The organism is Haloferax sp. Atlit-12N, from assembly GCF_003383095.1.
Taxonomy (GTDB): domain Archaea; phylum Halobacteriota; class Halobacteria; order Halobacteriales; family Haloferacaceae; genus Haloferax.
Map to the genome: position 1 here is coordinate 420375 of NZ_PSYW01000001.1, position 22901 is coordinate 443275.

Below are 22901 nucleotides of genomic sequence, written 5' to 3' on the forward strand. Positions count from 1 at the left end.
GTTCCCTCCAGCGGCGTTTTAACGTTTCGTCTCGGGGACCGCGACCAGTTCGTCGAATTCCGGGTCCGCGTCGAGGAGTTCGTACCGCCCGCCGTCGTCCGGCGGCGCGACGACGCCCTCGGCGACGAGGTGGTCCAGATGGGCGAACGCCTCGCCGGGGCCGTGGAGGATGTGGATGGCCGAGAGGTCGCCGAACAGGCGGGCGCTCACGGTCCACGCGTCGGCCGGCCCGTGGTCGTCGAGGACCGAGACGACGCGCTCGGTGCGCTCGCGGTGGTGTTGGGCGATGACGCGCGCCCGGCCGGCGGGGTCGTCGATGGGGTCGCGGTGGCCGGGCCACGCCCGCGCGAAGTCGCGGTCGGCGAGGCGCGCGAGGCTGTCGAGGTAGGTTTCGAGCGGGCGGTCGACCCGGAGGTCCGCGCCGCCGACGTTCGGCGTGTACTTCGGGAGGATGGCGTCGCCGACGAACGCCTCGCGGCCGCGCTCGCCGTCGAAGGCGAAGGCGCTCAGCCCCGCGGCGTGGCCGGGGAGGTGGACGACTTCGAGGTCGCCGTCGCCGGCGGCGATGCGGTCGCCGTCCTCGACTGGCGTCACGTCGACCCGGTCGCCCCGGAGGTCGTCGTGGCCGTCGAGGAACGCGGTCACTTCGGCGAGTGGTTCGTCGGGAATACGCCACTCCTCGAATCGGCGCTCGCGAATCTCGCGCTCGGCCGCGATGGCGTCCGGGTCACCCGCGACGATGCCCGCGTCGTCGGCGTGGACGTACACGGGTGCGCCGCTTTCGGCCTGGAGTTCGCCCGCGAGACCGGCGTGGTCGGCGTGCCAATGGGTGAGGACGATTGCTTCGAGGTCGGCGACCTCGTAGCCGGCCGCGTCGAGTCCCTCGCGGAGGTCTCGGCGGACCGAGTCGGTCGCGACGCCGGCGTCGACCAGCGTCGGCCGGTCACCGGGGAGGAGGTAGGCGTTGTTCAGGCCCTCGAAGACGGTGTTGCCGAGCCGTATCCGTTCCATGCGGCCACCTGACCGCCGAGGTTCATGATTATTCCGAATGGTCACGAGGGCGCGGCGTCCCGCGGTTTGTCGTACACTCGCCGGCGGCTGGTCCGTTGACGGCCCGGCTCGTCGGGCGAACGCCCGGTACATTCAAAAGCCGGCGTCGCATCGAATCGCACGTCGAATGCCGGTGGACTTCTACGAACTCCTCGGGGTCGAACGCGACGCCGAGACGGCGGAAATAAAGCAGGCCTTTCGTCAGCGCGCTCGGGAGTATCACCCCGACGTCAACGACGACGAGCGAGCGACCGCGCAGTTCACCGTCGTCCGGAAGGCCTACGAAGTCCTCACCGACGACGCCGAGCGCGCCGACTACGACCGGATGGGTCACGGGACGTACGTCGAGAAACGCCTCGACGGCCTGACGAAGTTCAAGTTCCCCGGGAAGGCCGGTGAGAACGGCGGTTCCGGCGGGTCGAACGCCGGCGACCGGTCGGATTCGGGGCGGTCGTCGTCCTCCACCACAACGTCGTCCTCCTCGTCTTCTTCCGCTCGGTCGTCTTCTTCGTCTTCTCGGTCGTCCTCGACCTCCCGACGGTCGGCGTCCGGACGCGCGTCGTCTTCGTCCTCGACCGCGAGTTCGTCGCGGTCGGGCCGGTCGAGTCGCTCGCGCACCTCGCAGTCGTCTTCTTCGTCCTCGTCGTCGCGGTCTACGGGTTCCTCGCGGTCGTCCTCGTCCTCGTCGTCACGAACCCGCACCGGAAAATCGCAATCCAGTCGGACGGGGACGACCGGCCGGTTCGAACGCGAGCGCGACGATTCCGAGTCGGCGGCCGCGTCAGCGTCGGCGTCCGGGGCGACGAACCCGCTTTGGTACGGATGGGGCGTCTCGCTCGCCGCACTCCTCGCGTATCTCGGCGGCTTCGCGTGGCATCTCGCGGGCGACGGGGCGGAGTTCGTGACCGCGCTCACGTCGCTCGATACTGCCGCGCCCGCCGCGGGGCTCCTCGCGTTGTCGCCTCTGTCGGTGCCGAGCCTCGCCACCCTGCAGACCGCGGCGGCGACGCCGACACCAACGGTGCTCGTCTTCCCGGTCGCGGCGGCGCTCCTCGCCGTCTCGCTCGTCGCGGTTATCGCCCGGTTCGGCCACGCGTGGACCACGTGGTTCTACGCGCTCGCGGCGGCCGTCCCGCTGGCGCTCGTGGCGGCCGGCGCGGTCGGTATCGGAAGACCCGTCGCGGTCGACCTCCTCGGCTTCGCCGTCTGCCCGCTTCTCGGGGCCGGCGGCTTCGTCGTCGACGCCGGTCGGTATCTCTTCGCCTCGCGCTGACCGGCGCGGTGAGGGCCTCCCGGTGGCGCGGTCCGCGCTCGGGAGCCGCGGCCCGCGGGTCGCCGTCGCCCACGATTTTTGTCGTTCGCGTCCGACGGTTCGGTATGGCCATCCCGACCGACTCGGTCCGGCGGTTCCGACTCCGTGCCGCGAACGCGTACCTCGTCTCCGACGGCTCGGAGACGGTGCTCGTCGACGCCGGGACGCCGCGGGACCGCGACCGACTCCTCCGCGGCCTCGCCCGCGTGGACCTCGACCCCGGCGCTATCGACCGGGTGCTCGTGACCCACTTCGACCTCGACCACGTCGGGACGCTCGCCTCGCTCAGCCTCCGCGACGACGTGCCGATTCACCTCGCCGAGCCGGACGCCTCACACCTGACAGGCGCGTCGAAGCCGTCGCTCCGGTCGGCGAAGGGCGCGGCGCAGCGCGTACTCACGTCGTTTCTCGACCGACCGACGAACACCGTGGAGGTCGTCCGCGACGGCGACGAACTCGGCGGCTTCGTCGCGTACCGGACGCCCGGGCACACCCCCGGCCACACCGCGTTCGTCCACGAGAACCACGGCGTCGCGTTCGTCGGCGACATGGTCCGCGAGTCGAACGGGAGCCTCGGGCTGTTGCCGGGCATCCTCGCGACCGACGCCGCGGAAAACAGGCGGAGCGTCCGCGAGTTCGCGGCGCGCTGCCCGCCGGTCGACGTGGTCGCCATGGGACACGGAGAACCGATCACGGAGTACGGGTACGGCGCGCTCAAGCGACTCGCGGACAAGCTCTGACCAGACAGCAGTCGCTCTCGGAGGTGTACGCGGTTACGTGACGGCGAGACGCCGAGCTATCGCTCGTGTCTGAGTTAAGAGCGGGGACCGCGGCCGAGCGCAGGTCCCCGGACTGACCAAGCCACTGTGAGGAGCACCAGTCTCACAGCTGCCTGACGCGCCCGGCGGAAGTGAATCGAACCACGCGCGTCAACACCACGTTAGACACTAGTTGTAAAAAGTCCTTTGTTATCGCCAATTAGAACCACGGCCTCCAGAACGACTGGATAAATATGCTCTTATGTGAGCCATATAGCCGTATCAACTGAACATATGATAACCTTCATGGTTGTTACTGGACGAACGGACGCCAGAATCGTGAAGAATCTATCGAATACGTGGACGACGGTCGAATACGGCCGAAAATAGGCTATCTGACCAGATACGGGTCCGCTCCGGGCATGAAGCGGCCGAGGTCTGACTCGCGGCGGAAGTCGGTCGACTGTAGCTCCAGCAGGCCGGCGACGAGTTCGTCGTGGTCGCCGTCGTCCCACTCGGCGGGGTCCTTGATGGGCAACACGAGAAAGCCGCTCCCGCGGAGTTCCTCGCCGTGGAGTTCCTCCATGTCCACGTCGGTCTTCCAGCCGACGGACGTGTAGTTGTTCAGCACGTGCTTGGTCGCCACCGCGCCGACCGGCAGGAGGACGTGCGCGGCGATGGCACGGAGTTCCGCGTCGAAAAAGCGCTCCATGTCGGTGTAGTCGGCCGCCGACGGCGTCCCGTCCGGCACGCACATGTGCAGGTACGACAAGAACGTGCTGTTGACGGTCGGTTCGTCGCCGGCCTCGGCCAGCAGTTCGCCGTCTTCGAGCGCCGCGAACAGTTTGTCGCCCGCCTCCCCCGAAAAGGGGATGCCAGTCTCGATGCCCCCGTGGACGCCGGGATGGTCGCCGATGACGTGGAAGTCGGCGTTGGCGTCGCCGTAGCCGGGGACGAACCGGTCACACGACGGTCGCATGTCGAACGGATTTCTCGTGCGGTCGGTTACGTTTCTCACGCTACTCTCTGTGGGTGCGGTCGGTAAAGAATACGTGGTTCGCCCCGATATCGTACACGAACGAGCGTGAGGAACGCATCGAGAGAGAACGTCGTCCGCGCCGTCGGCCGGCGAGCCCCCGCTCAGAGTTCGACGCCCGAGGGGATGAGGCTCTGGCTCCGCAGGAGCGTTCCGTCGCCGTCGTAGACGAGGAACGTCGATTTCTCGAAGGTCTCGAAGTGGTCGCCCTCGATGGCCACGTCGACGCGGTAGCGGCCCTCGTCGTCGCCCGCGACGCGTCCGTACTCGCGGGCCGCGCGGATGAAGTCCAGCACGTCGTCGGCGCGAGCGTTGAGTTCGAGGACGTAGTCCCCGGTGAGTCGGTCCGTCACGCTCACGACGCCGCGGGCGTCAGAGTCGTCGACGGAGTCTTGCAGCCGAAAGGAGACGTCCAGTTCCTCCGCGGCGAGCACGTCGCCGCTGGTCGAGAGGAACCGCGACCGAAGCTCCTCGGCCGGGCCGTAGAAGTCGATAGATACCGTCGGTTGGCGGGGGTCGCCGTCGTCCTCGTACCAATCGACATCGCGGACATCGAGTTCGAAGTAGTCACGCCGCATTCCGTACCGTTGGTTGTACTGCGCTGCCTATTAACGTGACGCCGCCGGAACCACGCTTCCGGCGTCGAAACCGGCTGATTACGCCGGTTCGGCGCCCGCTCGACGCCCGCTCGTCACAACCGTTATCGGCCGCCGCCGCGAGCGAACCGCATGGAACCCGTCAACCTCGACGAGAACTTCGCGTCGTTCGACGAGACGTGGGCCCCGCGAATCGCCGCAGAGCTGAACGACTACGCGGTGAAGGTCGCGAAGCTCGACGGCGAGTTCGTCTGGCACGCCCACGACGAGACCGACGAGCTGTTTCTCGTCCGCGACGGACGGCTCCGAATCGAGTTCCGCGACCGCGACGACGCGGAACTCGGGCCGGGCGACCTCCTCGTGGTCCCCCGCGGCGTCGAACACCGACCCGTGGCGCTCGAACCGACCGAAGTGCTTCTCGTCGAACCGACCGAGACGCTCAACACCGGCGACGCCGAGGAGAGCGACCTGACTCACGGCGACCCCGAACGACTCTCCTGAGGAATGACTCTCCTGAGTGCTCCCCTCGCGGGTGTCGCCCGCGACTCCGCCGTCGGCCGACGCGCCCCGGACTGTCGGTAGTTTTTACCTGTCAGCCCGTGCGATTGTCCTATGGTCTGGGTCCGCTCCGAACACGCGGGTGCGCTGGCCGTCGTCTCGACGTGGCTCTGCGCGCTCCTCCCGTGGAACGTCACGTACACGCCGAATCTCTCGGGCGTGAGCCTGCTCTTCGTTCGGTTTCCCTTCGCCGAGATTCAGTTCGCGTGGGGACTCTCCAGTCGCGTCGCGGTCAGAAGCCCGCTGTCCGCGCTCTCGCTCCAGTCGGGACAGACCGTCGCCGTCGCCTATCAGGCGTGGGTCGTCGGCGCGGCCGTCCTCGCGCTCGCGGTCCTGTTCTCCATCGTCTACTACCTGCGCGACGAGCGGGTCGAAGCCGGCCCGGTCGACCCCGTTCGGGTCCTCGGCGGCCTCCTCGGCGTCGTCGGCGTCGTCCTCGCCGCGGCGACGTACCTGCTCGTGACGCGCGGCCTCCCGGGCATTCCGCTCCCGCTCGGCGTCGTCATCTCGCTCGTTCTCGCCGGCGTGCTCCTGACGGTCGACCGGACCTGAACGCGAGCCGTGGACCGGGTCGTTCTCGCTGAGTGACAGTCTCCCGCGCGGACCTTTTAAGTTCCAACCCACCATACCTCCCGACCAACCAACCGGGTGACGATGGCACGAGATACGACGAACGAGACGAAGGCGACGCACGACCCGCCGGTGGACCGGGGGGTGTTGAGACTCCTCGCCGACGGGGAGTTCGACGCCGCGACCGCCGAGACCCGACGGCTCCTGCGCCGGACCGCGGAGATGCTGCGGGGGTCGAACCTCGACGTGCTCCCGCTTTCGCCCGACGACACGCCGCTCGGGACCTACGAGATTCCCGAGGGCCACGAGGAAGTCGAGCGTTACTGGGTGAACGCCCCCTTCGCCTACGTCGTCGTCACCTACGACACGGACGCGACCGCCCACCAGTACCACACCGTCGAACCCGACCTCGACGGGTTCGAGGCGGCCCTGCTCGAACGCGTCCGTACCGACGTGCGCGACCCGCTTTTGTACCGCCGCGAGACGGACCCACGAACCGAGTCGGCGCTCGTCGAAGAGCTCCAGTCGCTTCTCGAACAGTACGGGCTGGAACTCGACATGAACACCTTCTACACGCTGTTGTACTACCTCCGGCGCGACTTCCACGGCTACGGTCGCCTGGACCCGCTGATGAAGGACCCGCACATCGAGGACATCTCGTGTGACGGCTACGACCTGCCGCTTTTCGTCTACCACGACGAGTACACCGACATCGCCACGAACGTCTCGTTCGAGGCCGAGGAACTCGATAACTTCGTCATCCGCCTCGCTCAGCGCTCCGGCCAGCACATCAGCGTCGGCGACCCCGTCCTCGGGACGACGCTCCCGAACGGCGCGCGCGCCGAGTTGGCTCTCGGCGAGGAGGTCACGCCGCGCGGGTCCGCGTTCACCATCCGCCTCTACGCCGAAGAACCGTTCACGCCCATCGACCTCGTGCGCTACGGCACGTTCTCCATCGAGCAGATGGCCTATTTGTGGCTCTGCATCGAACACAACAAGAGCCTCATCTTCGCGGGCGGCACCGCCTCGGGGAAGACCACCTCGATGAACGCGGTGTCGATGTTCGTCCCGCCGCGGTCGAAGGTGCTGTCCATCGAGGACACCCGCGAACTCGCGCTCTACCACGACAACTGGCTGTCGTCTGTCACCCGCGAGCGACTCCACGAGGGGACCGACATCTCGATGTACGACCTGCTTCGCTCGGCGCTCCGGCATCGCCCCGAGTACATCATCGTCGGCGAGGTCCGCGGCGACGAGGCCGTGACGCTGTTTCAGGCGATGAACACGGGCCACACGACGTTCTCGACGATGCACGCAGACAGCATCGAGACGGTCATCAACCGCCTCGAAAACGAGCCCATCAACGTCCCGCGCGCGATGGTGCAGTCGCTCGACCTGCTGTGCGTCCAGACGCTCACCCGCCACGACGGCGAGCGCGTCCGCCGCTCGCAGACCATCGGCGAAATCGGCGACATCGACCAGCGGACCGGCGAACTCGACTACTCGTCGGCGTTCGCGTGGGAGCCCGAAACCGACACGTTCAGCCGGAACGACAGCTCGCTGCTCACCGAAATCCAGCGCGAGAACGGCTGGTCGCGGACCGAACTCCGACGCGAACTCCGGCGCCGCGAGACGTTCCTCCGGTACCTCCTCGACAAGGACGTCTCCGACTACCGGCGCTTTACCGCGCTCATCAACGAGTACTACGCGGACTCGGAAGACGTGATGCGGCGCGTCGAGGCCGACGAGGACATCGTCGACGCCGGCACGGAGGCCTGAGATGGCCGCCGCGCAGTACCTGTATCTGCTTCCCCTCGCCCTCGCTGTCCTCCTCGTCCTCCCCGTCGTCCTGTCGCCGGTGAGCCGCGCGGCCGACCTCCTCGTCTCGCGGGTCTCGCTCTCCGTCTTCGGCTTCTACGTCGCCAACGAGAACCCCCGTCGAAGGGAACAGCGCAACCGATTGCGGGCGGCGCACGTGAGCGTCACCCACCGGGTGTACGCCTCGCGGACGCTCCTCATGGCGGCGGTCTTCGGCGTCGCCGGGAGCGTCTTCGGCGTCTACCTCGCCGCCGTGACGCTCGAAACGCTCGCCGTTCAGTCCGAGACGATTCGCGAAGTTCTTCCGTCCGCCCTCGGCTTCCTCGGCGGCCTCACGAGCATTCAGGCGCTCCCGCTCCGCGACCTGTTCCTCGCGCTTTTGCTTTCGAGCGCGACGCTCGGGGCGCTTCTTGCGCTCGGCGTCTACTGGGGTCGGTGGTACGTCCTCACCGAGCGCGCCCGAACCCGCTCGTCGGAAATCGAGGCGACGCTCCCGCGGACGGTCGCGTTCGTCTTCGCGCTGTCGCGGTCGGGGATGCCGTTCCCGCAGGTGTTGGAGACGCTGGCCCGAAACGAGGCCATCTACGGCGAGGCGGCGCGCGAGGTCAGTATCGTCGTCCGCGACATGGACGCCTTCGGCACCGACGTGCTCACCGCCCTCCAGACGATGGCCACGCGGACCCCGAGCCCGAGCCTCGAAGAGTTCGCCGAGAACCTCGCCAGCGTCCTCGGAAGCGGCCGCAACCTCTCGTCGTTCCTCCAAGAGCAGTACGAGCGGTTTCAGGCGGAGGCGGAGGCCCAACAACAGCAGTACCTCGACCTGCTTTCGACGTTCGCCGAGGTGTACGTCACCGTCCTCGTCGCCGGGCCGCTGTTTTTCATCACCGTCCTCGTCGTCATCGGTCTCGTCCTCGCGGACACGCTGACGCTCATCCGAATCGTCGGCTACGTCGGCATCCCGCTGGCGAGTTTCGGCTTCGTCGTCTACATCGACAGCATCACCGAGTCGCTCCGGGGCGCGGCGGTCGCCGACGATGACGCGGAGACCACGGCCGAGTCGGCTCGGCGCATCGACGCGACCGGCGGCATCGGTTCGGCTCCGGCGACCGACGGCGGCGAGACCGACGCCCGAGGCGACCCGTGGCGCGCGAACCGCGAGCGGCTCGCCGTCTACGACCGGCTCCGCGCGATTCGCGGCTGGTTCGACCGCCCGCTCGAAACACTCGGCCGCCACCCGCTCGCCACGCTCGCGCTCACCGTCCCGCTGGGGCTCGTCTGGGTCGCTCTGCGGACCACGTTCCCCGCCGACCCGACGCTTCTCGGCGTCGCCGACGCGGTGGACCAACACGTCGTGGAGGCCGCAATCGGCTCGCTCGTCGTCGTCTCGGCGTTCCACGAGCTTCGGAAGCGCCGGATTCGGGCCATCGAGCGGAGCATGCCCGACTTCCTCGACCGTCTCGCCAGCGTCAACGAGGCCGGGCTGACAGTCGTCCAGAGCCTTCGCCGGGTGTCGGCGTCCGACCTCGGCCCGCTCGGCGACGAGGTCGAACGCGCCGTCCGCGACATCGACTGGGGGGCCGACGCCCAGACCGCGCTCCGGCGGATGGACCGCCGGACGACGAGTCCGATGGTGTCGCGGTCGGTGACGCTCATCACCAACGCGATGAGCGCGAGCGGCGACCTCGCGCCCGTCCTCCGCATCGCGGCCAACGAGGCCCAAGACAGCCGCCGCCTCGCCCGCGAACGGAATCAGGAGATGGTCACCTACCTCCTCGTCATCTACATCTCGTTTCTCGTCTTCCTCGGCATCGTCGCCGCGCTGACGGTGTCGTTCATCCCGGCGGTCGAGCAGGCCAGCACCGGTGCCATCGGCTCCGGCGAGGTCGCGGGCGTCACCTCCGGCGCGTTCTCCGGCCTGCGCGACGTGAACACGGCCTCCTACACGCTGTTGTTCTTCCACGTCACGGCGATTCAGGGGCTCTGCTCGGGGCTCATCGCCGGACAGCTCGGGGAAGGTCAGGTCGCCGACGGCGTCAAACACGCCGCCGTCCTGCTCGTCATCACCTACGTAACGTTCATGTTCATCTAAGCTCCGCGCCGCCCGCCGCCCGCGACCGGAGCCCCCGGCGCACCCGCGACCCGTGCGGTCTTTGTCTCACCGCCTCGACCGACCGGCATGGACGGAGACGAACCCCGAGACGGGGTCCGCGAGACGTACGACCGCATCGCGTCGCACTTCGCGTCGACCCGCGAGTACCCGTGGCCCGAAGTCGAGTCGTTCGTCGCCGACGCGACCGAGTCGGGACCGGCGACCCGCGCGCTCGACCTCGGTTGCGGCAACGGCCGGCACGTGGAACTCCTCTCCGCGCACGCCGACGGGGTCGTCGGCCTCGACGTGAGTCGCGGCCTGCTCGACGAGGCGGTCGCGCGGGCGGCGGAACGCGGCTTCGACGCCGGACTCGTGCAGGGCGACGCCTCACGGCTCCCCTTCGCCGACGACGCCTTCGACCTCGCGGTGTACGTGGCGACGATTCACCACCTCGCGCCGCGGGCGGCGCGCGTGGCGAGCCTGAACGAACTCGCGCGCGTGCTCGACGCCGACGGTCGCGCGGTCGTCAGCGCGTGGAGCACCGCCCACGACACGTTCGACCGCGAGGACGGGTTCGACACGACGGTCGATTGGACGCTCCCCGGCGGCGAGACGGTCCCCCGCTTTTACCACATTTACGCGCCCGACGAGTTCGACGCCGACCTCGACGCGAGCGACCTCGAAGTCGTCGAATCGACGGTGTCCAGCGGGAACTGCTACGCTGTCGTCGCGGGCGCTGAGCCTCACGGGCGCTGAGCGTCGCGGACGGTTTCGGGCGTCGGGCAGAAGCGTGTTAGTTGCTAACACGTTCCGGGTGGATACTGGCCGCGCACAGGTGATGTGGGCTTAAGAGCGCCGCGACGAATCTCCGTGTATGACTGAGACCGACGAACCACTGGAGTACGAGGTTGTCGTCGTGGGCGGCGGCCCCGCGGGCCTCCAGACCGCGCTCTACACGACGCGACTGGGCCACGACACCGCGCTCGTGGACCGCGGCGGCGGCCGTGCGGCCATGATGCTCGACACGCACAACGTCATCGGCGTCACCGAGGACGTCTCCGGCAACGAGTTCCTCGAAACCGCGCGCGGGCAACTCGAAGACTACGGGACCGACATCCACCGCGACTTCGTCACCGACGCGGAGCAGTTGGACGACGGCCGGTTCCGCCTCGTCGGCAACGAGGGCGAGTTCGTCGCCGACCGCGTCGTCCTCGGCGTCGGCTTCAACGACGAGCGACCCGACCCGCCGCTTCCCCGCACCGGAAAGGGCCTGCACTACTGCCTCCACTGCGACGCCTACATGTTCGTCGACGAGTCGGTGTACGTGATGGGCCACTCGGACTCCGCGGCCTACGTCGCCATGATAATGCTCAACTTCACCGACGAGGTGGACCTGCTGCTCCGCGGCGACGAGCCGACGTGGTCCGACGAGACGGACGAACTCGTCCGCGCGCACCCCGTCGACATCGTCGAAGCGGAGATTTCGGGCATGACGAAGCGCGACGACGGCTGGCTGGAGAGCTTCGAGTTCGAAGACGGCACCGTCCGCGAGTACAAAGGCGGCTTCGCGATGTACGGCTCGAACTACACCACGACGCTGTTCGAGGCGCTCGACGTGGAGCTCAACGACGATGGGACGGTCCCGGTGGACGACCACGGCCGAACCAGCGTCGACGGCGTGTTCGCGGTCGGCGACATCACCCCCGGTCACAACCAGATTCCGGTGGCGATGGGCAAGGGCGCGAAGGCCGGCATCGCCATCCACATGGAACTCCGCGAGTTCCCCAAGAGCCTCGACGAGATTCGCGCCGAGGGCGCAGTGAGCGTCGACGACGTGCCCGGCATCTCCCCCGGACTGCTCGACAAGGCGAAGCGGTTCAACGAGTCCCACGCGGACGACTGAGGCCGTAATTCGGCGAAATTCGGTGAAAACCGAGGCGTACGAACACCCTTCTAAAGTTCTCTCGGCCAGTACGGTCTCTCACGATGAAACGTACTGGACTTGCGACTGTCTTGCTCGCACTAATGGTCGTACTGGCCGGATGTGCGGGCGGGACCGGCACGATGACCGAGGCGCAGACCGACGGGACCGCCGACGCGACGACGACCGCGTCGTCCGACGGCGACACTGCCCGGACGGGGACCGTGAACTTCTACGTGAGCGACGAGCAGAACGCCATCGCCGACTTCGAACACCTCAACGTCACTATCGAACGCGTGACGCTCATCCGCGCGAGCGGCGACGCCGAGTCCGAGGCCGAAGCGGAAGCTGAAGCCGACGACGCGGAATCCGAGTCGGAAAACGACACGGACGCCGACGCGGAGGCGAACGCGAGCGTCGAGGTCGAACTCGAAGCCAACGCGACGAGCACGTCCGTCTCGACCAACGGGTCGGTCGACGCTGATGCTGACGCCGATGCCGACGCCGAAGTCGAAGAATCGGTCGACGTGAACGACACCGACGTGGCCGAAGGCGAGTCGAGAGTCGCCTACGAGGTCGACAACGTGACCGTCGACCTGACCGAACTGCAGGGCGACAACGCGAGCCTCGTCGGCGAGTACGGCGTGCCCGAAGGGAACTACACGAAGGTCTTCGTGCACGTGAGCGACGTGAACGGGACGCTGAAGACCGGCGAACAGGTCAACGTGAAGCTCCCCAGTAACAAGCTCCAGCTCAACACGGACTTCGAAGTCGGCAATGGCGAGTCCGTGGACTTCGTCTTCGACATCACGGCGTTCAAAGCGGGCAACAGCGGGAAGTACATCCTCAAGCCCGTCGTGAGCGAGTCGGGAACGGACGTGCCGATTACGAAGGTCGGCGCGGAGAAGAAAGCAGAGGCGGAAGCCGAAGCTGAGGCTGACGCGAACGCCGAAGTCGAAGCGGGCGAGAGCGAGACCGACGACGGCGAACGCGCCGAAACCGACGCCGAGAGCGACCTCACCGTGAGCTTCGACGGGAACGTCTCCGCCGGCGAGAACGTGACGGTCGTCGTCACGCGGAACGGGACGCCGGTGGAGAACGCGACGGTGATGATAAACGAGGAAGTCGCCGGCACGACTGACGCCGACGGTGAGTTAGGCGTCACCATCCCCGACGAGCGAGACGTGACGGTGGTCGTCGTCGACGGGGAGACCGAGGCCGAGACGGAGTTCGAGTTCGAGTTCCTCGGGAGCGCCCCCGACAACCCCGCCGAGGGCGGCGAATCGACCTCCCTCGTCGCCTGACCGAAAAGGTAACATCCTTATTGGGGCGTCGAGAATGAAGGGATAGACGCGACGTTCGCGCGCATCGGTGTCTCGGCCGAGCGAAGCGAGGCCGAGGCTCGGTGCGTGCGAGTGAAGCGAGCGAGCACTGGTGTTGAGACGGACGGAGTCCGTCGATACACGGTGCGAATGAAATGAGCACCGGTGGTCTAATGGTAAGACATTGGCCTTCCAAGCCAATTATCTGGGTTCGATTCCCAGCCGGTGCATCTTCTCCGAACCACTTCCCGTCGAGCCACGGCTCCGACGCTCGCCCGCGTTGTCCCGGGCGAACGCCCACGAGTCTCGAAACACGCGGACTACGGCGACTTCAGGTCGAAATCCCGGACCGTCTCTCTTATCTTCCCCCCGAACGTAACCGAACGTAATGCTGGATTCCATTCCGCTGTTCCCCGGACTCCCGGGCGGCCCAGAACTGCTCATCGTCCTGCTCATCATCGTCCTCCTGTTCGGCGCGAACAAACTCCCCCAACTGGCCCGGTCGTCGGGACAGGCCATGGGCGAGTTCCGCCGCGGCCGCGAGGAGATCGAAGACGAACTGAAGAAGGGCGCAGAGGAAGGCGAGGACGACGACGAAGAAGACGAGACCGAGGCTGAGGCCGAAGCGACCGAGACGGAAGCCGAGAACAAACAGTAAGCGTCTCCCCCGGGGAAACAGACCCCTTGTGCGGTATTTCAGTTCGCCGAGTGCTGACAGTCACCGGTCGCTCGCGCAGTAAGTGACGACAGTCAAAATACGGAGTAGACGCGTCGGAGCGTCGAATTAACGGCCGAGAGACCGGCCGGTCTGCGAGTGATTTCGATGAGGTATGAATGGGTGGACAGCGAGGTTGCCCGGCGTTCCGACGTGGGGAATCCCGGTTGCCTCCTCCACCCCGCGATCCCTCGAGCGACGCACGTCCGATGGTCCGCTGCTCGCTTCCGCGCCTGGCGGGGTACCACCGATGAACCGCGCGAACCCTTCCCTGCGGAAGGGGTACGCGGAGCCGCTGTCCCCGAAGGACGAGGTTTCTACGTTGGCTTCCGGGGCCCGCGCCGGTCTGACCGGACGCGCCCGTGTTCGGTCCCCGCTAAAGACCTATTTCGCGGGTAGAGAGCAGGGCCTAACTGCCCGACCTAGTCCACTCCCTCATTGTCCACCGACTGTTAAGGGCCTTTCGACTCGGATGCGGGAAAATCGGGGGACACCGTCGGGGTGATTCGACGCGGGGTCGGGAGCGCGGCGCGAGAAAACGAGTCAGCACGGGCATCGATACCGGCACCGCCGACGCCGGCTTACAAGACGCCGCGGGCGTACCACGCGCCGCCGACGAACGTGACGAACGCGGCGGCCACGACCGACCAGCGGTGGTACGTGAGCCACGAGTACTGCTGGTCGAAGCTAAACAGGAGCGTCGGGTCGATAGAGAACGACCACAGCGCGGCGATTCCGAGCATCGAAAGCGAGAGGACAAAGGCGAGTCCGGCGGCCGTCGCCGGGTCGGTCCGCTCCTGTCTGCCCGAGAGGAAGACAACCGTTTCGAGGAGGGCGAGCATCCCGACAAAGGAGATACCGACCGGACCCGCGGCGTAGTAGGCGGCCACCTGTCCGTCCCCACCCTCGATGGCGACGGCGGGAATCGCGACGGCGATTGCGAGGAGCAGCGCGCCGACGATTCCGACCGTTGGCGCGAGGCGTTCGGCGTCCATGGCCGGTCGTTCGGGCGACCGACTGATAAACGGTTTGAGACGTGCCGGCGAGGGATTACCCGGTTTTAAATCGCGCTGCGACGACGTGCGCGTATGGACCGCGTAGCGATTATCGGTGCATCGATGACCCAGTTCGGGCAGCGAGACGCGTGGATTCGCGAACTGCTCGCGGAGGCGGGGCAGGCCGCGCTCGCGGACGCCGACGTCTCGCCCGACGAAATCGAGCACCTCTACGTCTCGAACATGGCGAGCGGCGAGTTCGAGGGCCAGACGGGCGTCCCGAACGCCCTCGCCCACGACCTCGCGGCGATGCCCGCCTACACCGCCCGAATCGACCAGACCTCCTCGTCCGGCGGCGCGGGCGTCTACGCCGCGTGGCAGTCGGTCGCCTCCGGCGCGTCCGACATGACGATGCTCGTCGGCGGCGAGAAGATGACCCACCGCTCGACCGCCGAGTCGACGGACGTCATCGCCTCGCTGACGCACCCGGTGGAGTACAAACACGGCGTGACGCTCCCCTCCTTCGCGGGGCTGACCGCTCGGCTCTACCTCGACACCTACGACGCCCCGCGGGAGTCCCTCGGGAAGGTCGCCGTCAAGAACCACAAAAACGGCGTGGACAACCCCCACGCCCAGTTCCGCAAGGAGGTCGACCTCGACACCGTCCTCGATTCGCCGGTCGTCGCCGACCCGCTTCGCCTCTACGACTTCTGTCCCATCACCGACGGCTCGGCGGCGCTCGTCTTCTGCCCCGAGTCGGTCGCCCGCGAGTACACCGACGACTACGCCGTCGTCTCCGGTATCGGCGGCGCGACCGACACCCACGTCGTCCACGAGCGCGCCGACCCGACCACGATGGGCGGCGTCGTCAACTCTTCCGAAATCGCCTACGAGATGGCCGACCTCGAACCCGACGACATCGAGGTGGCCGAGCTCCACGACATGTTCACCATCCTCGAGTTCCTCCAGTCGGAGGACCTCGGCTTCTTCGAGAAGGGCGAGGGCTGGAAGGCGGTCGAAGAGGGCGTCACCGACCGCGACGGCGACCTCCCCATCAACACGTCCGGCGGCCTGAAGTCGAAGGGCCACCCCCTCGGGGCCTCGGGCGTCGCACAGGTGTACGAGATTTACAAACAGCTCATCGGTGACGCAGGCAAGCGGCAGGTCGACGCCGACGTGGGCCTCGCGTGCAACGTCGGCGGCTTCGGCAACTGCGTGACCACGACCATCATGGAGTCCCGATAATGTCCGACGAACAACCCGCGATGGAGGCGTACCGCTACCCCGACGGGAGCATCACCTACCCCGGCCACCCGGTCGGCCCCGGCGGCGAAGAGCCGGTCGGCACGGTCGACCTCAGCGACTACACGGCGGCGGTGCTGACGTGGACCACCTCCACGGCGACGCCACCGGGTGTTCGCCAGCCCAACACGCTCGCTATCGTCGAGTTCGACGTGGACGGCGAGCCCGTCCGCGCCATCGGGCAGGTCACCGGCGAGGACGATGTCGACATCGGCGACGAGGTCCGCCCGGTCTACTGCGAGGAACTCCGCGAACCCGGCGCAGGCATCCGCGAGCCCGCGAGTCAGGAGTGGGACGGCTACCGCTTCGAACCGCTCTGAGCGGGCGAGTGTTGATATAACTACACCTTCTATCTCGCGTATGAACCGCACCAGCGGCGTCTCCTTCGCGCGCGACGCGGCGGTCGCCACGGCGGTGTTGGCCGGGCTGTACGGCCTCGGCTACGGCATCCAGTTCCAACCGTTCCAACTGCCGACGTACCTGCTCATCGTCGGCTTCGACGCTCTCGAAGTCGCGTTCGGGTCCGCGGGCGCGTGGTACGACCTGCTTTTCACCGCCTATCTCGTCGGCCTCGGCGTCGTCGGCGCGGGCGTGGCCCGTGTCGTCCGCGGGAAGTCGAAGACGGCCGGCCTCGCGTGGTGGCGACTCGGTGCGGCGGCGGCGCTGGCGCTCCTCGGCGTCATCTCGCTGCTGTTCGCGCTTTCGGTCCTCGTGGCCGGCGTACAGTTCACGCCCGTCCTCGTGACCGGCGTCGCGGGCATCGCGCTCCTCGCGCTTGCGGCGTGGGTCGGCGACGTGGTTCGCGTGGACGTTCGACCGGCGCGGTGAGTCGAAACAAAACTCCGCGTGTACCGCCGCTCAGTAGTCGCTCGGTTCGTCGCCCGCGTCAGCGTCCGCGTCGCTTCCGTCGTCTTCGCCGTCGCCTTTCACTTCGCGCTTAATCGACTCCAGTTCGGCGTCGACGTCGACCTTCGGTTCGTCGCTCCCGTCGTCGCCGCCGTCCGGGTCGGCCTCTTCTGTCACGTCGATTCGGACCGGCCCCGTGCCGACCGGTTCGGCGTCGCTGGCGGCCCGGTTCTCGCCGCGGGAGCGCCGGCTCTCGTCGCGCCGTTGCCATTCGGATTCGAACGTGCGCTCGTCCTCGCGCCAGCGGCGCTCGCGGGTGGTTCGCTCGCGCTCGGCCTCGGTGATTCGCTCGTCGAGTTCGTCGGCGAGCGAGCGGGCGCGGTCCATCACGTCGCGTGCCTCGGGGTTCGAGGGCAGGTCGGCCTCCGACAGCGCGTTTCTGAGTTCGTCGAGGGCGCGGTCGACGCCGGAGACGGCGCTCTTCGGGACGTTCGGCATCCGTGACTCCGTCTCGCTTCTGGCGTCTTCCATCGCGCGACCGGGGTCGGAAAGCCGCATGAGGCGGCGGAGGAGTTCGAGGGAGGCGATGGTCGCGTCGAGGACGGCGATGACCGTCGGGATGGTGTACGACTCGGTGAACCGCAGGACCTCGCCGAACGTCGGCGGACGCGGGGGGCGAAAGCGGTCGTCGCCGGAGACGCGTCTGTCGCGGCCGCGACCGCGGTCGCGCTCCTCGCGGAGTTCCGCGCCGAGTTCGTCGAGCGTGTCCCCGAGTTCGTCGAGTAGGTCGAGGATGTCGTCGTCGCGTCGTCGGTCGCTCATGGCCCACGGTTGGGTCGCCGCGGGGATAAGCGTTCGAGGGGTGGCGAACCCGCGCGGGTCGAGGTCGGTCCCTACCGACGGGGGACGGCGCGCTGGTACTGCGGCGGCCACGACGCGTCGGCGTCGAGGTCCTCGGCGGCGTGGAGCGCGAAGTACGGGTCGCGGAGGTGCTCGCGCCCGACGATGGCGAGGTCGGCCCGGCCGTTGCTGACGACCTCGTCGGCGTGGCGCGCGGTTCGGATACCGCCGACTGCGCCGACCATCGCGTCGGTCTCCTCGCGGATGACTTCCGCGAAGGGGACCTGATAGCCGGGGCCGGTGTTCGGAATCCGCTGGTCGGGGTGGATGCCGCCGGCGCTCACGTCGATGAGGTCGACGCCGAGGTCGTCGAGGTCGGCCGCGAGGCGGACCGACTGCTCGATGTCCCACGACTCGCGGTCGTCCAGCCAGTCGGTCGCGGAGATGCGGACGAAGACGGGCTTGTCGTCGGGCCAGACCTCGCGGACCGCTTCCGTGACCTCGCGGAGGAGTCGCGTGCGGTTCTCGAACGAGCCGCCGTACTCGTCGTCGCGGTGGTTCGTGACCGGCGAGAGGAACTCGTGGAGGAGGTAACCGTGGGCCGCGTGGACCTCGGCGATTTCGAAGCCGGCGTCGAGGGCGCGCTCGGCCGCCGCACGGAAGTCATCGACGACGCCTTCGATTCCGTCGGCCGAGAGCTTTCGGAGCGGCGGGGCCTCGCCCTCGTAGGGCCACGGCACGTCGCTGGGGGCGACCGTCGTCCACCCGCCGTCTTCGGGCGCGACCGGTTCGCTTCCCTCCCACGGCCGGGACTTGCTCGCCTTCCGGCCTGCGTGGGCGAGTTGGATGGCGGGCGTGCTCCCCATCGAGGAGACGAACGAGGTGATCTGTCGGAGCTTCTCGACGTGGTCGTCCGACCAGATGCCGAGGTCGTTCGGCGAGATGCGTCCCTCGGGGGAGACGGCCGTCGCCTCGGACATCACGATGCCCGCACCGCCGACGGCGCGGCTCCCGAGGTGGACGAGATGCCAGTCCTCGGCGAACCCGTCGGTCGAGGAGTACTGGCACATCGGCGAGACCATGATTCGGTTCCGAACCTCGGTGTCGCGGAGCGAAAGCGGCGTAAAGAGCGAGTCCGTCATCGACCCCGATTGGGCGGGGTCGGAAAAACCCCCCTCGGTTCCGGTGATGCAGTCCGGTTTCGGCTACTCGACCGACCCGACGAACGCGCGCTGTTCGGCGAGCAGGTCGCGGTCGAGCGTCCAGACGAGGTCGCGCTCGCCGCGGTTCAGCGCCGCCGCGACGACGCCGTCGGGACGAACGACGAGCGAGCGACCCGCGTACTCCGTGCCCGCCGTCCCAGAAACCGACCCGCTTCCCGTCCGGTTCGCGCCGACGAGCCACCGCACCCCGTCGAGGGCGCGGGCGCGACAGAGCAGTCGCCAGTTCGTCGAGTGGGCGGCGGGCCACGCGCCGACGATGAACAGGGCATCGATTCGCTCGTCGGTCAACGCGGCGCTGTCGCCGACGAAGTTCAGGTCGTAGCAGGTGAGAATACCCGTCCGTCCCGCGGGCGTGTCCGCGACGACGAGTTCGTCGCCCGGCGTGACGACCTCGGACTCGCCGCCCCAGAGGTGTCGCTTGCGGTAGACGGTCGCCGAGCCGTCGGGGCGGACGTAGGCGGCCGCGTTGTAGAGCGCCTCGCCGTCGCGTTCGAGGTAGCCCGCGAGCACGTCGAACTCGTTTTCCGCGGCGACGGAGGCGAGGAAGTCAGTCGCGCGCGCCCGAGAGATTGCGCCGCTGAAGGCGCGGTTGTCGGCGACGAAGCCCGTGAGCGCGTACTCGGAGAACAGCGCGATATCGACCGACTCGGAGAGGTCGGCGGCGCGGGCGCGCACGTCTGCCTCGTTTCGCGCCGGGTCGAGGTCGAACGCCGCGCGCTGCGGCACGGCGATGGTTGGACCGGTCACGCTCGGAGGAACGGACGGGTCGCGAAAAAGTGGCCCGGATGGAATCGGTGGTCGGTCCCCGGAGACGCGAAGCGAAGGGAAACGCTCTTTTTACAGTCGAACGGAGTTCCGGCATATGAGTGACGGGGACGACGACACGACAGAACTCTCGCCCGAGAGCTTCGACGAGCGCCTGACCGAGGCCGAGGAGGCTCTCGATGCGGCCGAGACCGAAGCCGACCTCGACGAGGTCGAGGCCACGCTCGACGACATCGAGGCCGACGTGGAGGCCGCGGACCTGCCCGAACCGGACGACGAAGACGAAGAGGACCCCGCCGAGGAGCTCGAATCGCGCCTGTCCGACCTGCGCGACGACCTCGAATCCCAGCGCGGTCCCTACGCCGAAGACGCCGTCGAGACGCTCGAAGAAGCCAAGTCCACGATTACGGACACCCGGTGGACCGAGCAGGGTGAAGGCGAAATCGTCGCCGCGGTCGAGACGTTTGCCGACGAGTTCAACGGCGTGCTCGACGCGAGCGTCTCGGTCGACGGCGACGACGAAGACGCGCTCACCGCCGCCGTCGACGACGCCATCGCGGCCGTCGAAGCGGCCGACCTCGACGCCGACGAGGACGCAGAGACCATCGCGGACCTCATCGAAGTCGCCGACGGCCTCGCGGACGGCCTCGACGACGCTCAGGAGTGGGACGACCTCGAAACCCGCGAAAAGCTCCAAGTGCAGGGCTTCTACGACGTACTCGGCCACTACAAGGACTACCCGCCGGAGCTGTCGGCGCTGAAGGAACACGAGAAGCGCGGCAACGTCGAGATGATTGCCCTCGCGTTCGAGAGCTTCCAGTCCGACTTCATGCAGGAGTACTGCATCGAGGCGTTCACGCGGATGAACGACGACAGCGCCTACGAGACCATCGAGGGGCAGGCCAAGCGCCGCGACAAGGGCGTCATCAAGGCTATCGGGAAGATGGCCGCCGAGGAGGGCGTCGAGATGCTCGTCGACTACGTCGACACCGACAGCGACCCCGCGCTCCAGAAGGTCGTGTTCAAGGCGCTCGGCGAAATCGGCTCCGAGGAGGCGACCCAGCCCATCGCGAACAAGCTCGTCACCGAGAACGACAACGTCCGCTCGGCCGCCGCACGCGCGCTCGGCCTCATCGGCGACACCCGCGCCGTCGAACCGCTCTCGGACGTCGTCGCCGACGACGACGTGGACTCCGTCCGCGCCAGCGCCGCGTGGGCGCTCCGACAGATCGGCACGGAAGACGCGCTCGAAGCGGCCGCCGGCTACGTCGACGACCGCTCGTTCCTCGTCCAGCGCGAGGCCGAACTCGCCGCCGAGTTCCTCGGCGACGACGTTGAAGCCGAAGCGACCGTCTGAGGCCGCACGACGACGCGACACGCTCGTAGTTCAGTTCCGCAGTTCTCCCCTCGTTTTCTTTCTCTCGCAATCGCTCGCGTTGAGCCACCGGCCGCGAACGTTTTTGTAGGGAAACACGACCACCGCGGGGTGTGTCCCGTCGCGCTCTCGCCGCCGCGTTCGCCGTCTCGCTCGTGGTCCTCATCGCGGTCGCGGCCGTCGTTCCCGCGCCGATAGCGGCCGCGCCGGGGTCGGCGCACGCGACGAACGCGACGAACGAAACCGAGTCAGCCACCACCACTGCCACCACGGCCGGCCAGCCGGCATCGGGCGAAGCGCGCATCGTCTCCGCGCTCCCCGACCCGACGACGCCCGACGACCGCGGCGAGTTCGTCGCCGTCTCCGCGCCCGCGGGAACCGAGCTCTCGCTGTCCGACGGCGAAGACACCATCTCGTTCGCTGCACCCGGCGGCACGGTCGCCGTCGCCGCCGACCCGGACGCGGCGGCGAACCTGACCGACCACCCAGTCGTCGCGTCCGGCCTCGACCTCGCGAACGGCGGCGAGACGGTCACGCTCCGCGTCGTCGGTGATGACGACCACGCGGCCGGAAACGACGTCGTCGCGGACCGGCTCAGCTACGACCGCAGCCGCGAGGGCGCGCTCCTCGAACGGCGAGACGGCGCGTGGTCGTGGTGGTCGCGGGCGCTCCCCCGCCGGAACGTCACGACCCACGGCCCCGCGAACGCGACGCTGTTCGTCCTCCCCGACTCGCCCGACCGTCCGATTTCGGCGCTCCGGTCGGCTGACGAGCGAATTCTACTCGCCGGCTACGTCGTCTCCTCCGCACGCGTCGCCGACGAACTCGTCGCCGCTCACGAGCGCGGCGTCACCGTGTCGGTGCTGGTCGAAGACAGCCCGGTCGGCGGCTTCCCGCAGCGGTCGGCGCGCGTCCTCGACCGCCTCGTCGCCGCCGGCGTGTCGGTCCGGGTCGTCGGGGACCCGCACTCGTTTCACCACCCGAAGTACGCCGTCGTCGACGACGCGGCACTCGTGATGACGGAAAACTGGAAGCCGGCCGGGACCGGCGGGCGAAAGAGCCGCGGATGGGGCGTCGTCGCGCGCTCCCCGAGCGTCGCGGCCGACCTCGCGGCCACGTTCGGAACCGACGCGACGCTCCCGGAGACCGCCCCGTGGGAGACGTACCGAGTCGGCCGGTCGTTCGTCCGCACCGAGTCGGCGAACGGTTCGTACCCCTCGCGCATCGCCCCCGAGTCGGTTCGGGTCGACCGCGTCGCCGTCATCCGCGCGCCCGACAACGCCGAATCGGCGGTCGTCTCCCGACTCGATGCCGCCGACAGCCGAATCGACGTGTTACAGCCGACCGTCGAGGCCGACGGCCCGTTCGTCCGCGCGCTCAAGCGCGCCGCCGACCGCGGCGTCCGAGTCCGACTCCTCCTCGGGAGCGCGTGGTACGTCAAGGAGGAGAACCGCGCGCTCGCCGAGCGGTTGAACGAGTGGGCCGACAGGACCGGGAACCCGCTGTCGGCCCGCCTCGCGCGCCCCGGCAGGCGGTTCGGCGCGGTTCACGCGAAGGGCGTCGTCGCCGACGACACCGCCCTCGTCGGCAGTCTCAACTGGAATCAGCACTCGGCCCGCGAGAACCGCGAAGTCGTCCTCGCGCTGTCGGACCCGGCCGCGGCGGCGTACTTCCGCGAGGCGTTCGCGGCGGACTGGCGGGCCAGCGGGCGCGGGGCGGAGTCGAAGCCGGGACTCGTCGCTGCGGCCGCCCTCGCGGTGGTCGTCGGACTCGCGGCGCTCAGGCGACTGGAGTTCGAAGAATGAGGTTC

General features: G+C 68.3%; 22 protein-coding genes, 1 tRNA gene and 1 other RNA gene. 16 read left to right on the plus strand and 8 right to left on the minus strand.

Annotated elements, in window-relative coordinates:
* Positions 1 to 18: 18 nt before the first annotated feature.
* On the minus strand, positions 19 to 1011 hold the full coding sequence (locus C5B90_RS02230) for an MBL fold metallo-hydrolase (protein WP_115878761.1): 993 nt from the start codon (positions 1009 to 1011) through the stop codon (positions 19 to 21).
* A 166-nt stretch (positions 1012 to 1177) separates the two neighbouring features.
* Between C5B90_RS02230 and C5B90_RS02235 the strand changes: the two genes are divergently transcribed.
* Positions 1178 to 2323, plus strand: a complete 1146-nt coding sequence (locus C5B90_RS02235; protein WP_115878763.1) for a J domain-containing protein — start codon at positions 1178 to 1180, stop codon at positions 2321 to 2323.
* A gap of 104 nt (positions 2324 to 2427) precedes the next feature.
* Entirely contained in the window at positions 2428 to 3102 is a 675-nt protein-coding gene (locus tag C5B90_RS02240; protein ID WP_115878765.1) for an MBL fold metallo-hydrolase, read from the plus strand.
* A gap of 409 nt (positions 3103 to 3511) precedes the next feature.
* Here C5B90_RS02240 and C5B90_RS02245 read toward each other — a convergent pair whose 3' ends face one another.
* Both C5B90_RS02245 and C5B90_RS02250 read right to left on the minus strand, forming a co-directional pair.
* The gene (locus C5B90_RS02245) at positions 3512 to 4138 is read right to left on the minus strand and encodes a uracil-DNA glycosylase family protein (RefSeq protein WP_115878767.1); all 627 of its coding nucleotides are present in this window, start codon (positions 4136 to 4138) and stop codon (positions 3512 to 3514) included.
* A gap of 122 nt (positions 4139 to 4260) precedes the next feature.
* Positions 4261 to 4734: a DUF5793 family protein gene (locus C5B90_RS02250; RefSeq protein ID WP_115878769.1), complete on the minus strand. Its 474-nt coding sequence runs from the start codon at positions 4732 to 4734 to the stop codon at positions 4261 to 4263.
* Positions 4735 to 4884: 150 nt separating this feature from the next.
* Between C5B90_RS02250 and C5B90_RS02255 the strand changes: the two genes are divergently transcribed.
* From C5B90_RS02255 to C5B90_RS02295, 9 genes are all read left to right on the plus strand, one after another.
* Complete coding sequence (locus C5B90_RS02255) at positions 4885 to 5253, plus strand: cupin domain-containing protein (RefSeq protein WP_115878771.1); 369 nt, start codon at positions 4885 to 4887, stop codon at positions 5251 to 5253.
* 111 nt (positions 5254 to 5364) lie between these two features.
* Positions 5365 to 5862: a hypothetical protein gene (locus tag C5B90_RS02260; protein WP_115878773.1), complete on the plus strand. Its 498-nt coding sequence runs from the start codon at positions 5365 to 5367 to the stop codon at positions 5860 to 5862.
* A gap of 102 nt (positions 5863 to 5964) precedes the next feature.
* Positions 5965 to 7659, plus strand: a complete 1695-nt coding sequence (locus tag C5B90_RS02265; protein WP_115878775.1) for a type II/IV secretion system ATPase subunit — start codon at positions 5965 to 5967, stop codon at positions 7657 to 7659.
* Between the two features lies 1 nt (position 7660).
* Positions 7661 to 9787 carry a type II secretion system F family protein gene (locus C5B90_RS02270; RefSeq protein WP_115878777.1) on the plus strand — a complete coding sequence of 709 codons (2127 nt, stop codon included), beginning with the start codon at positions 7661 to 7663 and terminating at the stop codon, positions 9785 to 9787.
* Positions 9788 to 9874: 87 nt separating this feature from the next.
* Positions 9875 to 10543, plus strand: a complete 669-nt coding sequence (locus C5B90_RS02275) for a class I SAM-dependent methyltransferase (protein ID WP_115878779.1) — start codon at positions 9875 to 9877, stop codon at positions 10541 to 10543.
* Positions 10544 to 10661: 118 nt separating this feature from the next.
* A complete protein-coding gene (locus C5B90_RS02280; protein ID WP_115878781.1) occupies positions 10662 to 11690 on the plus strand; it encodes an NAD(P)/FAD-dependent oxidoreductase in 1029 nt (342 codons plus the stop codon).
* Positions 11691 to 11812: 122 nt separating this feature from the next.
* A complete protein-coding gene (locus C5B90_RS02285) occupies positions 11813 to 13012 on the plus strand; it encodes a DUF4382 domain-containing protein (RefSeq protein WP_115878783.1) in 1200 nt (399 codons plus the stop codon).
* Positions 13013 to 13189: 177 nt separating this feature from the next.
* Positions 13190 to 13260 (plus strand) — tRNA-Gly (locus C5B90_RS02290).
* A 158-nt stretch (positions 13261 to 13418) separates the two neighbouring features.
* Positions 13419 to 13688: a twin-arginine translocase TatA/TatE family subunit gene (locus tag C5B90_RS02295; protein ID WP_115878785.1), complete on the plus strand. Its 270-nt coding sequence runs from the start codon at positions 13419 to 13421 to the stop codon at positions 13686 to 13688.
* Between the two features lie 178 nt (positions 13689 to 13866).
* On the opposite strand, the gene ffs is transcribed toward C5B90_RS02295, so the two are convergent.
* Positions 13867 to 14178: signal recognition particle sRNA (ffs, locus tag C5B90_RS02300), an RNA gene on the minus strand.
* 148 nt (positions 14179 to 14326) lie between these two features.
* Positions 14327 to 14740, minus strand: a complete 414-nt coding sequence (locus C5B90_RS02305) for a hypothetical protein (protein WP_058828209.1) — start codon at positions 14738 to 14740, stop codon at positions 14327 to 14329.
* A 93-nt stretch (positions 14741 to 14833) separates the two neighbouring features.
* Here C5B90_RS02305 and C5B90_RS02310 point away from each other — a divergent pair, with 93 nt between their 5' ends.
* The 3 genes from C5B90_RS02310 to C5B90_RS02320 are packed head-to-tail and all read left to right on the plus strand — an operon-like array spanning position 14834 to position 16870.
* Positions 14834 to 15985, plus strand: a complete 1152-nt coding sequence (locus C5B90_RS02310; RefSeq protein WP_115878787.1) for a thiolase family protein — start codon at positions 14834 to 14836, stop codon at positions 15983 to 15985.
* Positions 15985 to 16362, plus strand: a complete 378-nt coding sequence (locus tag C5B90_RS02315; protein WP_115878789.1) for an OB-fold domain-containing protein — start codon at positions 15985 to 15987, stop codon at positions 16360 to 16362. Before C5B90_RS02310 ends, C5B90_RS02315 begins: the two co-directional genes overlap by 1 nt.
* A 40-nt stretch (positions 16363 to 16402) precedes the next feature.
* Positions 16403 to 16870 carry a hypothetical protein gene (locus C5B90_RS02320; RefSeq protein ID WP_115878791.1) on the plus strand — a complete coding sequence of 156 codons (468 nt, stop codon included), beginning with the start codon at positions 16403 to 16405 and terminating at the stop codon, positions 16868 to 16870.
* A 30-nt stretch (positions 16871 to 16900) separates the two neighbouring features.
* Here the strand turns inward: C5B90_RS02320 and C5B90_RS02325 are convergent, their stop codons facing one another.
* From C5B90_RS02325 to C5B90_RS02335, 3 genes are all read right to left on the minus strand, one after another.
* On the minus strand, positions 16901 to 17710 hold the full coding sequence (locus tag C5B90_RS02325) for a hypothetical protein (protein ID WP_115878793.1): 810 nt from the start codon (positions 17708 to 17710) through the stop codon (positions 16901 to 16903).
* Between the two features lie 71 nt (positions 17711 to 17781).
* Positions 17782 to 18870 carry an NADH:flavin oxidoreductase/NADH oxidase gene (locus tag C5B90_RS02330; RefSeq protein WP_058566693.1) on the minus strand — a complete coding sequence of 363 codons (1089 nt, stop codon included), beginning with the start codon at positions 18868 to 18870 and terminating at the stop codon, positions 17782 to 17784.
* 63 nt (positions 18871 to 18933) lie between these two features.
* Complete coding sequence (locus C5B90_RS02335) at positions 18934 to 19698, minus strand: carbon-nitrogen hydrolase family protein (protein WP_115878795.1); 765 nt, start codon at positions 19696 to 19698, stop codon at positions 18934 to 18936.
* Between the two features lie 115 nt (positions 19699 to 19813).
* On the opposite strand from C5B90_RS02335, the gene C5B90_RS02340 reads away from it, so the two are divergent.
* Together C5B90_RS02340 and C5B90_RS02345 are read left to right on the plus strand one after the other, a co-directional pair.
* A complete protein-coding gene (locus C5B90_RS02340) occupies positions 19814 to 21073 on the plus strand; it encodes a HEAT repeat domain-containing protein (protein WP_115878797.1) in 1260 nt (419 codons plus the stop codon).
* A gap of 131 nt (positions 21074 to 21204) precedes the next feature.
* Complete coding sequence (locus tag C5B90_RS02345; protein WP_115878799.1) at positions 21205 to 22896, plus strand: phosphatidylserine/phosphatidylglycerophosphate/cardiolipin synthase family protein; 1692 nt, start codon at positions 21205 to 21207, stop codon at positions 22894 to 22896.
* Positions 22897 to 22901 lie beyond the last annotated feature (5 nt).